Origin of the sequence: Janthinobacterium sp. BJB446, assembly GCF_002735655.1 — a bacterium.
Lineage (GTDB): Bacteria > Pseudomonadota > Gammaproteobacteria > Burkholderiales > Burkholderiaceae_D > Janthinobacterium > Janthinobacterium lividum.
This window is the reverse complement of the sequence record NZ_PDZK01000001.1, coordinates 692,590-706,565: the sequence shown is the minus strand read 5'-3', so window position 1 is coordinate 706,565 and position 13,976 is coordinate 692,590. Positions and strand designations below refer to the sequence as shown.

Sequence of the window (13,976 nt, the reverse complement as noted above, 5' to 3'; positions counted from 1 at the left end):
CATAATTACCACACTCGCCCAGCCGAAAGACATGATGAAAGACCAGGACCCGCCACACATCACGCCCTACACCAAGCCGGCAGCCGGCTGGGATGCCTTGAAACACGTGGCCATCAGCCTGCGCCAGGAGCGGGTCGCGCCCGGCAATCTGAAAGCGCTGCTGGCGCAAAACCAGCCGGACGGTTTCGATTGCCCCGGCTGCGCCTGGCCCGACCGCGACCACGCTTCCACGTTTGCCTTTTGCGAAAACGGCGCCAAGGCCGTCGCCGCCGAAGCGACCAGCCGCCGCGCCGGCCCGGAACTGTTTGCCAGCCATACCGTCACGCAGCTGCTGCAACAGTCGGACTACGCGCTCGAGCAGCACGGACGCCTGACCGAACCGATGGTGTACGACGCCGCCAGCGACCGCTATGTGCCGATCGCCTGGGAAGACGCGTATGCCCTCGTGGGGCGCCACCTGCGCGCCCTGCCCGATCCGGACCAGGCCGCGTTCTATACGTCGGGGCGCGCCAGCAACGAGGCGGCCTTCCTGTACCAGCTGATGGCGCGCCTGTACGGCACCAACAACTTCCCCGACTGCTCCAACATGTGCCACGAGGCCACCAGCCGCGGCTTGCCGGCCACGGTGGGCATCGGCAAGGGCACGGTGACCCTTGCCGATTTCGAACTGGCCGACACCATCCTCATCTTCGGCCAGAATCCCGCCACCAACCACCCGCGCATGCTGGGCGAACTGCGCGACTGCGCGCGCCGCGGCGGCAGCATCGTTTCCATCAATCCCCTGCGCGAGCGGGGCTTGCAGCGCTTCATGGACCCGCAAAGCGCGCTGGAAATGGCGACCCTGGGCAGCACGCGCCTGGCCGGCCTGTTCGTGCAGCCGACCCTGGGTGGAGACTTCGCCCTGATCAAGGCCGTCGCCAAGCGCGTCGTCGAGCATGACGATGCGGCGCTGGCGGCAGGCAGGCCCGCCGTCGTCGATCACGCTTTCATCGCGGAACACTGCAGCGGCTTCGACGCCTTCCGCGCCGACCTGCGGGCCGAAAGCTGGGACTTGCTGCTGAAAGAATCGGGCGTGGCGCGCGCGCAGATCGAGGCATTGACGGACATCTTCGTCAAGGGCCAGCGCATCATCGCCACCTGGGGCATGGGACTGACGCAGCACAAGCACAGCGTGGCGGCCATCCGCATGCTGTCGAACCTGATGATGCTGCGCGGCCAGATCGGCAAGCCGGGCGCCGGGCTGTGCCCCGTGCGCGGCCACTCGAACGTGCAGGGCGACCGCACGGTGGGTATCGAGGAAAAGCCGACCAAGGCCTTCCTCGACCGCCTGGGCCAGGTATATGGATTCGAGCCGCCGCGCGCGCATGGCCACGATGTGGTGGCCAGTATCGAAGCCATGCAGCGCGGCGAGGTCAAGGTGTTCATCGCGCTGGGCGGCAATTTTGCCGCGGCTACGCCGGACACGCCGCTCACTTTTGCCGCCCTGCGCCAGTGCGCGCTGACGGTGCAGGTGGCTACCAAGCTCAATCGCAGCCACCTGGTCATCGGCAAGGAAGCGCTGCTGCTGCCCACCCTGGGGCGCACGGAGATCGACCTGCAGCACGGCGTGGCGCAGGGCGTGACGGTGGAAGACTCGATGAGCATGGTGCATATCTCGTACGGCCGCAATGCGCCCGCTTCGCCGCAGCTGCGCTCGGAAGTGGCCATCGTGGCCGGCATGGCCGAAGCGACGGTGGGGAGCAGTCTGGTGGACTGGCGCGCGTATGCGGCCGACTATGCGCGCATCCGCGACGATATCGGGAAGGTATTTGACGACTTTTACGACTACAACGCCAGGGTGGCGCAGCCGGGCGGCTTTCATCTGACGGTGGCGTCGCGCGAACGCGTGTGGAAGACGGCCAGCGGCAAGGCCAGCTTCCTCGTCGCCCCGCTGGACCTCGATACGCCGCTGCACCGCGCGAAACAGCGCCATGGCGCGCGCCTGATGGTGTTGATGAGCACGCGCTCGCACGACCAGTACAACACCACCATCTACGGCATGGATGACCGCTACCGCGGCGTGTACGGCACGCGCAAGGTCGTCTTCGCCAACGCGGAAGATATCGCCATGCTGGGCTTTGCCGATGGCGACCTGGTGGACTTGATCGGCGCCTGGGACGATGGCGTGGCGCGCCGCGCCAACGGCTTCCGGCTCGTGGCCTACGACATCCCGCGCGGCTGCCTGGGAGCGTATTACCCGGAGACGAACGCGCTGGTGCCGCTGGCCAGCACGGCCGACGGCGCCGGCACGCCCACGTCGAAGTCCGTCCCCGTGCTGCTGCAGCGCAGTGCTGCCTAAATACTGATACCGGGCGTGTAATCGACGTACGCATCCTGGCGGCAGAAACCCACCAGCTTCATGCCCGCCTGCGTGGCGATGGAAATGGCCAGCGAACTGGGCGCGGAGATCGTCGCCAGCAACGGTATCTGCATGCGCGCCGCCTTGCGCGCCAGCTCGTAGCTGCCGCGGCTGGACAGGAAGACGAAGCCGCGCCGCATGTCCGCCCCGCTCAGTGCCAAATGGCCGATCAGTTTATCCAGGCCATTGTGACGGCCGACATCCTCGAATACGTGCGCGATATCGCCATCGGGCGTGCACCACGCGGCCGCGTGCACGCCACCCGTTTCCCGCATCAACGCCTGGTGTTCTCGCAAGCCGCTTGATGCGCGCGCCAGCGCGGCCGGCAGGTCGACGTGGATCAGCGCCGGCGGCAGCGCTGCGGGCCGCAAATCGAGCATGTCGATGCTGTCGATGCCGCACACGCCGCAGCCCGTGCGGCCCGTGAGTTGGCGGCGCCGGTCCTTCAGGCGCACGAAATCTTCCTGGGCGATGCTCAAAGCCACTTCGGCGGAATCAGGACGCAGGAACACTTCGCAGTCGAAGATGGCGCCAGCGGAAGCCACCACGCCCTCCGTCAGCGCGAAGCCGTAGGCAAACGCTTCCAGGTCGCGCGGGGTGGCCATCATGACGACATGGGAAATGCCATTGAAGACCAGCGCGACGGGAATTTCCTCGGCGACGTGGTCGATGGCTGGGGTAGAAATGCCCGCCTGGTGGCGGACAATGGCGCGCTCGACAAAGCCGGCGCGTTCGATCTCTGTATCTTCTGACATGGCAACCATGGGGGAACTAGCACAGGCCCCATGGTAAACCAGAACGGGCAGACAGGGGGCGGCCCCTGCCCGCGCCATCAATCCTTCTTCGGACGGCCCGTTTTCAGCTGCGGCAAGCCGGCCAGCACGTTTTGCAGGGTGGCCAGGTCGATCTGGCTGATCAGCGCCACGCCGATGCGCAGCAATTCGCTTTTCTTGATCTCGAAACCGGCCTTCAGGCAGGCTTTCTTCACCTGGCCCAGGACTTCGTATTCCGCTTCCGGCATGGTGAAGCTGTCGCGCACCAGTTTCGGCTTGCGGGCTTTTTCCTTGACGGCGGCGACCTTGACGACCGGCGCTTTTTTCGCTGGCGCAGGCTTGGCGGCCGGCTTGGCTACCGGTTTGGCGGCGGCTTTCGCGGCCGGCTTGGCGACGGTTTTCACCGCAGGCTTGGCCGCCGGCTTGGCGACAGCTTTCACGGCTGGCTTGGCTGCCGGTTTGACGACGGCTTTGGCCGCAGGCTTGGCAACGGCGGCCTTCGCTGCCGGTTTGGCGGCTGGCGCCTTGGCCACGGCTGGCTTGACCGCCGCTGGCTTGGCTGCCGCCGGCTTGACGGCGGCTTTTGCCACTGGCTTGACGGCTGGTTTAGCAGCTGGTTTAGCAGCTGGCTTAGCGGCGGGCTTGGCGGCCGGTGTCGCCTTGGCCGCAGCCGCATTGATCGAGGCGCTGGTAGGGAACATCGATACGGGCGCGCTGTCGGCTTTTTTCGCTGGGGCGGTTTTGGTCATGGATTCTCCAATTTAATAAATAATATAAACAATATATACTGTTTTTTAAAATCTTGCTTGCTGCACATCAAGTCATGCGCACGGCATGACCTTCTAGGCACTGGCGCGGATGGTGAAATCGACCCCGACCTCATCCCAGAATTCCTGCTCCTTCTCGATCCAGAACGACACGGTGGGATGGTGCGCGACCCAGCCGCGCTTGATGTCGAGTTCGATGCGGTTCTTCATGCGCAGGCGCAGTTCGCTGAAATCGGCTTCGATGCGCGCATGCATGAGCAAGATCGACAGGCGCAGCGCCAGCACGGCCTTGGCGAAATCGGGGTCGGACAGCACTTCGCCGATCTTGCGCAAGTTGCCCTTCTGCGCCAGGATCAGCCGGCTCATGGTCTTCTGTTCGCGCGTGGTAAAGCCGGGCAAATCGGCGTTTTCCACGATGTAGGAGGCATGCTTGTGATAGCCCGTCTGCGACACGGCCAGGCCCACTTCGTGCAGCAGGCTGCTCCAGCGCAGGCATTTCACCAAGGCGTCGGACGTGGGCTTGAGCTGCGCATACATGGCCAGCGCCTGCTCGGCCACCCTGCCGGCGCGCTGCTGGTCAATATGGAATTTCTCCATGCAGCCCTGCACCGACTGTTCGCGGCGGTCGCGCTTGGTCGAACGCAGGTACAAATCCCACATCACGCCCATGCGCAAGCCCGCCTCGATCGGCGTCATGGCGGGAATAGCCAGTTCGCGGAACAGGCCGATCAAGATGGCCAGGCCGCCGACGATGGTGCTGGCGCGGTCGGGGCGCAAGCCGGGCATGTCGATGCGGCTGGTGTGGCCAAGTTCAATGAAACGGCGCGCCAGCGCATCGAGGCTGGCGCTCGTGAGCAAGCCGTCGCCCAGCTTGTTGCGGGCGATGATGTCGGCGATGGTGCGGATGGTGCCGGAAGAGCCGTAGGCCGTCTTCCAGTGCTGCGGACGGTACGGCGGCGCGGCATCCTCGAAATGGCTGCGCGCCGACAGGATGGCCGCCTCGAACGACGGCGCGTCGATGCGCCCGCCGATGAAGAACGACAGGCTTTGCTTGACCGTGCCCAGGCTGAACGACTCAACCCGTTCGATATCGTTGCCGCGCCCCAGTATCAGTTCGGTCGAGCCGCCGCCGATATCCATCACCAGCCGGCGTTCGCCGGGAATGGCCAGCGCATTGGCCACGCCCATGTAGATCAAGCGCCCCTCTTCCTCGCCCGAGATGATCTCGATCGGATGGCCGATGGCTTGTTCGGCCAGCGGCAGGAAGACGGCGCCGTTGCGCGCCACGCGCATGGCCGACGTGGCCACCACACGCACGGCATCGAGTTCGAAGCCGGCGAGAATGGCGCGAAAGCGCTGCAGGCAAGCCAGGGCGCCCTGCATGGCCGCCTCGGTCAGGTCGCCATTGGCGTCCAGGCCAGCGGCCAGGCGTATTGGGTCGCGCACGCTCTTGACCACGCGGATCGTGTCGCCATCATGCTTGCCGACGTGTAAACGAAAACTGTTGGACCCCAGGTCCACCGCTGCATACATACTGGCCTCTTGTCTTGTCATTACTGTGCCAACTGAAAAAGTTGGCAAAATCAGTTACTAAACTATATAAATCATTTAAACGATTTAAAAATCCTACCACACTACCCTCATCGTATGACAGCGGCGTGACAGGATTGTGACAAAACGGCAGCGGTGCGGCAGCTTACGGCACGATGGTGGTAAACAGGTAAACAGCGAAAATCACCAGGTGCACCGTGCCCTGCATGACCGTGGTGCGGCCCGTGCCCAGCGACAGGGTGGCCACCATCAGCGACAGCAGCAACAGCACCGTCGACTTGATATCGAGTCCCAGGGTAATCGTCAGGCCCGTGGCCAGCGACACCACCACCACGGCGGGAATCGTCAGGCCGATGCTGGCCAGCGCGGAACCGAGCGCCAGGTTCAAGCTCGTTTGCAGGCGATTCGCGCGCGCGGCGCGCACGGCGGCCAGGCCTTCGGGCAGCAGCACGATGGCGGCGATGACGATGCCGACCAGGGTTTTCGGCGCGCCCATGGCGGCAATCGCCGTCTCCAGCGCGGGCGCCAGCGACTTGGCCAGCAGCACCACGGCGCCCAGGCACACCAGCAGCGCGCCGGCGCTGACCCAGGCGACGGTGGGCGTAGGCGGCGCCGCATGCACCTCCTCATCGCCAACGGCTTCCTTGGGCAGGAAGTAATCGCGGTGGCGCACCGTCTGCACCAGCACGAAGGTGCCGTACAGGACCAGGGAAATGACGGCGATGAAGATCAACTGGCTGGAATTGTAGAAGGGACCGGCGGCGCTCGAGGTGTAGTTCGGCAGCACCAGAGTCAAAACGGCAATCGCCGCCAGGGTGGCCAGCGAGGCGCTCACGCCCAGCAGGCCGAAGGTCTGCTCCTTGTGGCGCCCGGCGCCCAGCAGCAGGCAGATGCCGACGATGCCGTTCAGGATGATCATGATGGCGGCAAACACGGTGTCGCGCGCCAGCCCTGTCGTTTCCGGTCCGCCGGCCAGCATCAGCGAGACGATCAGCGCCACCTCGATCAGGGTCACGGCCAGCGCCAGCACCAGCGTGCCGTACGGTTCGCCGATGCGGTGCGCCACCACTTCCGCGTGGTACACGGCGGCCAGCACGCTGCCGATCAGGCCAGCCACCAGCAGTATCTGGTAGGCGCCGCCGACATTGAAGGTGGAACCGAACAGGAACAGCCAGCCGGCAACGGGGGCGGCAAGCGGCCATACAGGCAGGGATTTGAGCATTTTCATTATGGGCCTGGCAAGAGTAAGAAAGAGGAACTGCGGTGCGGACGGCACAGGGCAGCCTGGCGTGCGCTCGATAGCATAACTTGCTTAGCTTAAATGAAAGTTAGGGAATGCACACGTTCGGGTAGCGGCGCCCCGCGCCTTGCTCATCGTTCGAGCCCCTTGCTGTGATGCACCTGCTTGCTACCAGTAACTATAGTCCCTTTGGTAACATGCCGTTGCAATTTTCTTGTGTTTTTGCTTCCGGCTGGCGTCATAATGCAGGGCCCGCCCTCGCGGCACCGACCAAGGACAGACCATGATTTCCGTAAACAGCGCCGCCATGCGTGCATTCATCCTCGCGGTCAGCTTGCTGAGCGCCGTCGCACACGCGGACACACCGCCAGCGCAGGTCGACGCGAACTGGGCCACCGCGCCCGCGCCTGCCGCAGAGCCAAGGTGGCAAGACAGCCTGCCGCCCGCGCCGCCCGTGGAACCACGCGAAGAAAAGATCCTGCCCAAGAGCGAATGGCTGACCGTCGAGCCGATGAAGGCGCCTGACCATCGCTGCGATCCCGGCCTCGATGCCCTATTCCTGCCCAAGGAATGCGGCAAGGAACCCAGCTGGCTCGGTTCGCGCAAGAAGTAAGCGGGCTTGGGCTGAATTAAATGTCCAGGGTGCTGGCACCCTGCGCTTCCACCACCCTGTTGCGGCCCGCCTGCTTGGCCGCCTGCAGCGCTTCGTCGGCGCGCTTGAACAGGCTGACGGTGCTGTCTTCGGCGCGGATGGTCGTCACGCCCAGGCTGGCTGTCAGCTGCAGCACGGCGCGCTCCGTCTTGACGGGCAGCACTTCGACGGCGGCGCGGATGCGCTCGGCCACCATCAGCGCATCGGCCAGGGTCGTGCGCGGCAGCTGGATGGCGAATTCGGCGCCGCCCAGGCGGCCCATCAGGTCGCTGTCGCGCAACTGCTGGCGGCACGTGTCGACGATGGTTTTCAGCACCGCATCGCCCACCGGATGGCCATAGCTGTCGTTGACTCTTTTAAAGTGGTCGATATTGAGCACCACCAGCGCCGTCGGCAAGCCAGGCCGGCGCGCCAGTGCCATCCATGGCGCCAGCGCCTGGTAAAAGCCGCGCCGGTTCGGCACGCCCGTGGCCGCATCGAGCACTTCCAGGCGCGCCAGCTCGCCGCCCAGTTTTTCACGCGACAGCAGCAGATAGCCGAAAGCATTCGTCAGCATCATCAGGTACAGGGCGCCAAAACCGGCCAGCTGCAGCAGCTCCGCGTCAAAATCGGGAACGGCGGCGGCCAGCACGCCGCGCGCGGCGATCAGCAGCGACAGCAAGCCCATGCTGACGACGAGGAAACGGCGCAGCATGCTCGCCTCGCGCCACTTGAGGCACAGGGCGGCCACGCCGGCGAGGAAGAAACCGGCCACGATCAGCGAACCGCCGGCGCTGCGCAGCAGCGGCGCCACATCGAACAGGTAACAGGCGGCAAACAGGGCCACCGACAGCCCCAGCGCCGGCAAGACATAACGGCGCCAGCCGCTGCGCCCGGCCGCCTGCCACAGCGCGCCCGCATCGAGCGCCATGCCGGCAAACAGCAGGCTGTTACCCAGCAGGATGGAGAGGAAATCGGGCAGCACGCCGCGGAAGTACAGCAGGCACCAGGCCACGGCCTGGCATTGCTTGGCCACCGCCCAGGTGGACATGCTGAGCGACTTCTTGCGCTCGTACTCGAAGAAGAACAGGGCCGCGCACAGGCTCAGGTTGCCGAGCGCCAGGGCCAGTACCAGGGTCTTGATATCCATGGGCTACGCTATCGATGCGCAGGCGCGGTGCGCCAGGTCAGATTTCGTGCTCGACATTGGTGCTGCCGTCGCCGACCTTGCTGGCCCACGCCTGCACGAAATACTGCTTCTCCACGTCGCTGGGTGCCTCGTGCCAGAACACGATGAGGGTGCCCTTGTGATCGTGGATCTGCGCCACTTTTTCAATGAAGCCGACATTGTCGGCCTGGTCGGCCAGCGCCGCCGCGTAGCCATACACGCGCGTCAGCCGCTCGATGCGGTCAGGCTCCGTAAAACTGTTCGTCGCCGTAATAATGGGGTGATCCAAAAACATGCTTGTCTCCATGGTGCCCGACTGCGCGGCCGTGCCGCCGCGCGCCGTATACATCTACATATACGCATGCTCGGCGCGGATTAATCGGGTATGCTCACGGGAGCTTATCAGATTTCTCTGAATGCAACAAAGCATCTCCCCCAGTCCACTCAGCGAAGTCGTCCCATGCCGGAAAACAGAAGCACCACCCCACTTGCCCCGCAGGTGCATACCTGTGGCGACCGGCGCCGCCTGGAATTCCAGCCCGGCATGATCCAGAGCGAAATGCTGCTGTCGCGCCCCGACCATCTGCTGCTGCGCTATGCGCGCGCCATGATGTGCTTTACCCTGTTCGTGCCGCGCCCGCGGCATATCCTGATGGTGGGACTGGGCGGCGGATCGCTGCTGAAATTCTGCCACCGCCACCTGCCCGACACCCGCATCACGGTGCTGGAATTGCGCGCCGACGTGATCGCCCTGCGCGAGCAGTTCATGCTGCCGCCCGACGACGCGCGCCTGCGCATCATCGAGACGGATGCCGTCAGCTATATCCGCCAGCATCCGGGCTGCACCGACGTGCTGCTGCTCGACGGCTATGACGAGACGGGCTTGCCGCCGGCACTGGGCAGCGCGCGCTTCTATGCGGACTGCCTGCGCGCGCTGCTGCCCGGCGGCGTGCTGGTGGCCAATCTGTTCAGTTATGACGAGCACTACCCTGCCATGCTGGCGCGCCTGATGCTCACCTTCCGCGGTGCCGTGTGCCACTTCGATGGCATCGCGGGCAATAACCGCATCATCTTCGCCGCCAAGCCGGAGCAAGGCCAAGGCGCCGGCGGCCGCGCCGTGCGCGTGGTGCGCCTGGTGCGCTGGCGGCGGATGGCCGGCCTGGCTTTCCTGAACCGCTGGCTGCCGGCCTGGCAGTTGTGGCGTGTGCGCCGCCAGTCAGGCGCGGGCAGCGACTGAAAGTCGCCCTCCCCGGTCATAGATATTGTTGCTTATTAGCAGTGATTTGGTGCAAAATCAGCATGATGGATGTGGTTTATGACAAACTACGGCCTGCGTGGGGCCGGCAGGCGCCGCCGAACCCAAGTGTCCATGAAGTGAGATAGGAAAAACCATGCTGCGTGGCCGCCTGCCATTGTCGATTTCTGCCGCGGCCGCGCTGACCTTTGCCTGCGGCGTCAGCGTGACGGCAGTGCTGTTCGCCGCCATCAGCCAGCTCGAATACGACAAGATGAGCCTGAGCCTGCAGCAGCGCGCCAGCGCCAGGGTGGCCGCCATCGAGCAGGGACTCGACGATGCCGTCGAGGTGCTGACGACGACGAACCAGCTGTTTTCCGCCGTCGTGCCCGTCACACGGGAGCAGTTCCACGACTTCACCACGCCGCTGCTGCAGCGCCACCCGTTCATCCAGGCCTTCAATTTCCACCGCATCGTGCCGCATGCGCAGCGCGCGGCATTCGAGGCCGAGCTGCGGCGCATCGTGCCCGACTACGCCATGACGGAAATGCGCGATGGCGTCGTCGTGCCCGCCACGACGCGCGCCAGCTACCTGGTGGTGGACTACCTCGAACCGTTGCAGGGCAACCGCCCCGCCTTCGGCCTGAACGTCAGCCCGAACGGCGTGCTGGCGCGCGCGCTGGAACAGGCGATCGTCAGCGGCCAGACCACCGCCACCGGCCTGCTGGCCCTGGCGCAGGGACCGCAGCAGGGCTTCGTCATCGTGCGCCCCGTGTACCGCCACGGCGTGCCCCTGCAGACGGTACAGCAGCGGCGCGCGGCATTGATCGGCGATACGGCGGTCATCGTGCGCGCCGGGGAACTGGTGCAGAAAATCCTCGCCGGCGCAGACCTGCTGGGCGACTCGCAGCTTGAACTGAGCGTCTACGCCGATGCCGGCGCCGACCCGCGCCAATTGATCTTCCGGCATGGCCAGGCGCCGGCCGACGAACCGGGCGGCGCCTGGGAGTCGCTGCCCCGCTGGCTGCACTTTGCCTACCACAGCCATTATGACCGGGCCTTCGCTTCCGCCGGCCGTCCCTGGCACGTGCGCGTGGTGGCCCATCCGCGCCCCTTCCTGGCCGACCATCTGGGCTCCCTGTTTACCCTGATCACGGGTTTGCTGTTCAGCGTATTGACGGCCGCCTTCGTGCAGTCGCTGACGCAGCGTTCACGCCGCGTGCAACTGCTGGTGGAGCAGCGCACGGCCGACCTCAAACGCAGCAACGAGCTGCTCAGCGCCGACGTGCGGGCACGACAGCGCACGGAGCGCGCCTTGCAGGAGAGCGAAAAGCGCTTCCGCCGCCTGCTGGCCCTGTCATCGGACTGGTACTGGGAACAGGATGCCAACTTCTGCTTCACCCACATCACCAGCGGTTTCACGGACAAGTCGAACATGCCGCTGGAACGCTTCATCGGCCTGACCCGCTGGGACAACAATGCAGAGATGCGCAATTCGCGCTGGGGCAAGCAGCATATCGCCAACCTGGAAGCGCACCTGCCCTTTTCCAACCTCGAATATGCGATGCAGGACCGCGATGGCCAGCTGCGCTGGTTCAGCATCAATGGCGAACCGCTGTTCAACGAGCTGGGCGAATTTCGCGGCTACCGGGGCACGGGTTCGGAAATCACGGAACGCAAGCTGGCCGAGCAGCAAATCCAGCACATCGCCCACCACGACGTGCTGACAGGCTTGCCCAACCGCGCCCTGCTGCGCGACCGCCTGGCGCAGGCGATGGCCCTGTCGCGCCGCAAGAACCGCGCATTGTGGGTGCTGTTGATTGACCTCGACCGGTTCAAGTTCGTCAACGACAGCCTGGGCCACAAGGCCGGCGACCTGCTGCTGAAAACCATCGCCACGCGATTGCAGGCCAGCCTGCGCGAAAGCGATACGGTGGCGCGCCTGTCGGGCGACGAATTCGTCGCCATCCTGTGCGAACAGGCGGACGAAGTGCTCAGCGGCGCCATCGTGCAGCGCGTGATGGATGCCGTGGCGCAGCCGGTACTGTTGGATGGCAAGGAATTCTTCGTCACCTGCAGCATCGGCGTGGCCGTCTATGACATGTCGCGCTACGACGCCCCCGGCGACGTGACCCTGAATGGCGAGACGCAGAACCTGATCGAGCAGGCCGACATCGCCATGTACTGCGCCAAGAAACAGGGCCGCAACAACATCAAGTTCTACACGACGGCCATGAACCAGGCCACCCTGGAGCGCCTGCGCATCGAGACGGCGCTGCGCAACGCCCTGGAACGCGAGCAGTTCGTGCTGCATTACCAGCCGCAGGTGGACCTGGCCAGCGGCCGCATCGTCGGCGTGGAAGCGCTGCTGCGCTGGCAGCACCCCGACCTGGGCATGGTGGCGCCGCAGCGCTTCATCGCGCTGGCGGAAGACACGGGCCTGATCGTGCCGATCGGCGCCTGGGTCATGCGCGAAGCGTGCGCGCAGGTGAAGCGCTGGCATGCGGCGGGACTGGACACCTTGCGCCTGGCCGTGAACCTGTCGGCGCGCCAGTTCAACGAGCCGAACCTGGTGGCGTCGATCGCCGACGTGCTGCTGGAAACGGGCTTGCCGCCCGCCTGCCTGGAGCTGGAGCTGACGGAAAGCCTGTTCATGCACGACGTGGCGCTGGCCGTCAGCCAGCTGCACGACATGAAGGCGCTGGGGGTGAAGCTGTCGATCGACGACTTCGGCACCGGCTATTCCAGCTTCGCCTACCTGCGCACCTTCCCCATCGACGTGCTGAAGATCGACCGCAGCTTCGTCGGCGACGTGGCGCGCGACGCGGACGATGCGGCCATCGTCGTTTCCATCATCGCCCTGGCGCACAATTTGAAGCTGCGCGTGGTGGCCGAGGGAGTGGAAACGGCCGAGCAGCTCGATTACCTGCGCCGCCATGGCTGCGACGAGGCGCAAGGTTTTTACTTCAGCCGGCCGCTGCCCGCGCACGAAGTGGAAGCGCTGCTGCGGGCGGAAGAAACGCACGTCATGCTGTAGCCGGCGGCGGCACCCTGGCACCCAATTGCATTTCCTGCCAATCGGGCTCAATGCCCGCTTGCTCGAGAAACGACGCCACGTCGCGCGCGCGGGCCGGATCGATGTCCTGTTGCGGATGCATCCACAGCAAGTCGCATTCCGTGCAAACGATCACCGCCTGCCCCGTCTTCTTGACCGTTGCGTGCAGCAGGTCGCCATATTCGCCGCAGGTGGGGCACTCCATGCTCTTCGCCTTCATGCCCTGCCTTACAGCTTCTGTTGCAGGAACTCCAGGAAGCAGCTGATGCGCTGCGCCAGCTGCGTGTTGCGGTAGTAGACGGCGTGGATCTGCTGGCGGTAGCCCGTATAGAACGGCTGCAGCACCTGCACCAGGCGGCCGGCCGCGATGTCGTCCTTCGTCATGAAGTCGGACAGGCAGACGATGCCCTGGTCGTGCAGGGCCAGCTGGCGCAGGGTTTCGCCGCTGGACGCGGCCAGCGCGGGCACGATCTGCAGGCTGTTGCCGGCTTCGTGGTGCAGCGGCCAGCTATTGCCCAGTTCATATTGCGCAAAGCCCAGCAGCGCATGGCCGGACAGCGCTTCCGGCGTGGCCGGGGTGCCGTGGCGCGCCAGGTAGGCGGGCGTGGCCAGCACGTGCAACGGGCTGGCACTGAGGGGGCGCGCATGCAGGGTCGAGTCGACCAGGGCGCCGATGCGGATGGAGATGTCGGTGCGGTGCTCGAGCAGGTCGGCGATCTGGTCGTTGCTGGTCAGCTCCAGGCGGATGTCCGGGTACATGGCGCGAAATTCCGCCACGTGGGGCACCACGCAATGGAGCATGAAGGGCGAGGCGGCATCGACGGACAGGCGCCCGGCCGGCTTCTGGCGGCGGATGCGGATCGACTCTTCCACGTCTTCCATCGACGCGAGGATGGCGCGCGCCTTGTCCAGGAACAGCTGCCCCTCTTCCGTCAACTCCATGCGCCGCGTGGTGCGCGTCAGCAGCGACGTGGCCAGCTTGTCTTCCAGGCGCGACAGGGCGCGGCTGACGCCCGAGGTGGTTTGTCCCAGGTGCACGGCGGCCGCGCTCAGGGTGCCGCTGTCGATCACGGTGACGAAAATTTTCAGGTCGTCCGAATTGATATCCATTGTTGCCTTATTATTGCCGCATTGTTGCGCTATTTTCACATATCGCGCC

At 65.2% G+C, this 13,976-nt stretch carries 12 protein-coding genes; 4 read left to right on the top strand and 8 right to left on the bottom strand.

The window, feature by feature from the left end; genetic code table 11:
* Positions 1–31: 31 nt before the first annotated feature.
* Complete coding sequence (locus tag CSQ92_RS03235; RefSeq protein ID WP_099393227.1) at positions 32–2,338, top strand: FdhF/YdeP family oxidoreductase; 2,307 nt, start codon at positions 32–34, stop codon at positions 2,336–2,338.
* On the opposite strand, the gene fdhD is transcribed toward CSQ92_RS03235, so the two are convergent.
* The 4 genes from fdhD to CSQ92_RS03215 all read right to left on the bottom strand — a co-directional run bounded on the left by fdhD (position 2,335) and on the right by CSQ92_RS03215 (position 6,717).
* A complete protein-coding gene (gene fdhD / locus CSQ92_RS03230) occupies positions 2,335–3,162 on the bottom strand; it encodes a formate dehydrogenase accessory sulfurtransferase FdhD (protein ID WP_081345828.1) in 828 nt (275 codons plus the stop codon). The two genes, CSQ92_RS03235 and fdhD, sit on opposite strands and share 4 nt — an antisense overlap.
* Positions 3,163–3,230: 68 nt before the next feature.
* Positions 3,231–3,920 (bottom strand): hypothetical protein, encoded by a 690-nt coding sequence (locus CSQ92_RS03225; protein ID WP_099393226.1) that lies wholly within the window; start codon positions 3,918–3,920, stop codon positions 3,231–3,233.
* 93 nt (positions 3,921–4,013) lie between these two features.
* Positions 4,014–5,471: a Ppx/GppA phosphatase family protein gene (locus tag CSQ92_RS03220; RefSeq protein ID WP_046683711.1), complete on the bottom strand. Its 1,458-nt coding sequence runs from the start codon at positions 5,469–5,471 to the stop codon at positions 4,014–4,016.
* Between the two features lie 163 nt (positions 5,472–5,634).
* Positions 5,635–6,717, bottom strand: coding sequence for a calcium:proton antiporter (locus tag CSQ92_RS03215; RefSeq protein ID WP_099393225.1), 1,083 nt, complete (start codon positions 6,715–6,717; stop codon positions 5,635–5,637).
* Positions 6,718–7,012: 295 nt separating this feature from the next.
* Here CSQ92_RS03215 and CSQ92_RS03210 point away from each other — a divergent pair, with 295 nt between their 5' ends.
* Positions 7,013–7,342, top strand: a complete 330-nt coding sequence (locus CSQ92_RS03210; protein ID WP_099393224.1) for a hypothetical protein — start codon at positions 7,013–7,015, stop codon at positions 7,340–7,342.
* A gap of 16 nt (positions 7,343–7,358) precedes the next feature.
* On the opposite strand, the gene CSQ92_RS03205 is transcribed toward CSQ92_RS03210, so the two are convergent.
* A complete protein-coding gene (locus tag CSQ92_RS03205) occupies positions 7,359–8,510 on the bottom strand; it encodes a GGDEF domain-containing protein (RefSeq protein WP_070279125.1) in 1,152 nt (383 codons plus the stop codon).
* A 37-nt stretch (positions 8,511–8,547) separates the two neighbouring features.
* Positions 8,548–8,823, bottom strand: a complete 276-nt coding sequence (locus CSQ92_RS03200; RefSeq protein WP_034782903.1) for a hypothetical protein — start codon at positions 8,821–8,823, stop codon at positions 8,548–8,550.
* Positions 8,824–8,988: 165 nt separating this feature from the next.
* Between CSQ92_RS03200 and CSQ92_RS03195 the strand changes: the two genes are divergently transcribed.
* A complete protein-coding gene (locus CSQ92_RS03195) occupies positions 8,989–9,765 on the top strand; it encodes a transferase spermidine synthase (protein WP_099393223.1) in 777 nt (258 codons plus the stop codon).
* A gap of 154 nt (positions 9,766–9,919) precedes the next feature.
* Entirely contained in the window at positions 9,920–12,799 is a 2,880-nt protein-coding gene (locus CSQ92_RS03190) for a bifunctional diguanylate cyclase/phosphodiesterase (protein ID WP_099393222.1), read from the top strand.
* On the opposite strand, the gene CSQ92_RS03185 is transcribed toward CSQ92_RS03190, so the two are convergent.
* Together CSQ92_RS03185 and CSQ92_RS03180 are read right to left on the bottom strand one after the other, a co-directional pair.
* Positions 12,789–13,037, bottom strand: a complete 249-nt coding sequence (locus CSQ92_RS03185; protein ID WP_099393221.1) for a hypothetical protein — start codon at positions 13,035–13,037, stop codon at positions 12,789–12,791. The two genes, CSQ92_RS03190 and CSQ92_RS03185, sit on opposite strands and share 11 nt — an antisense overlap.
* Before the next feature lie 8 nt (positions 13,038–13,045).
* Entirely contained in the window at positions 13,046–13,927 is an 882-nt protein-coding gene (locus CSQ92_RS03180; protein ID WP_099393220.1) for a LysR family transcriptional regulator, read from the bottom strand.
* Positions 13,928–13,976 lie beyond the last annotated feature (49 nt).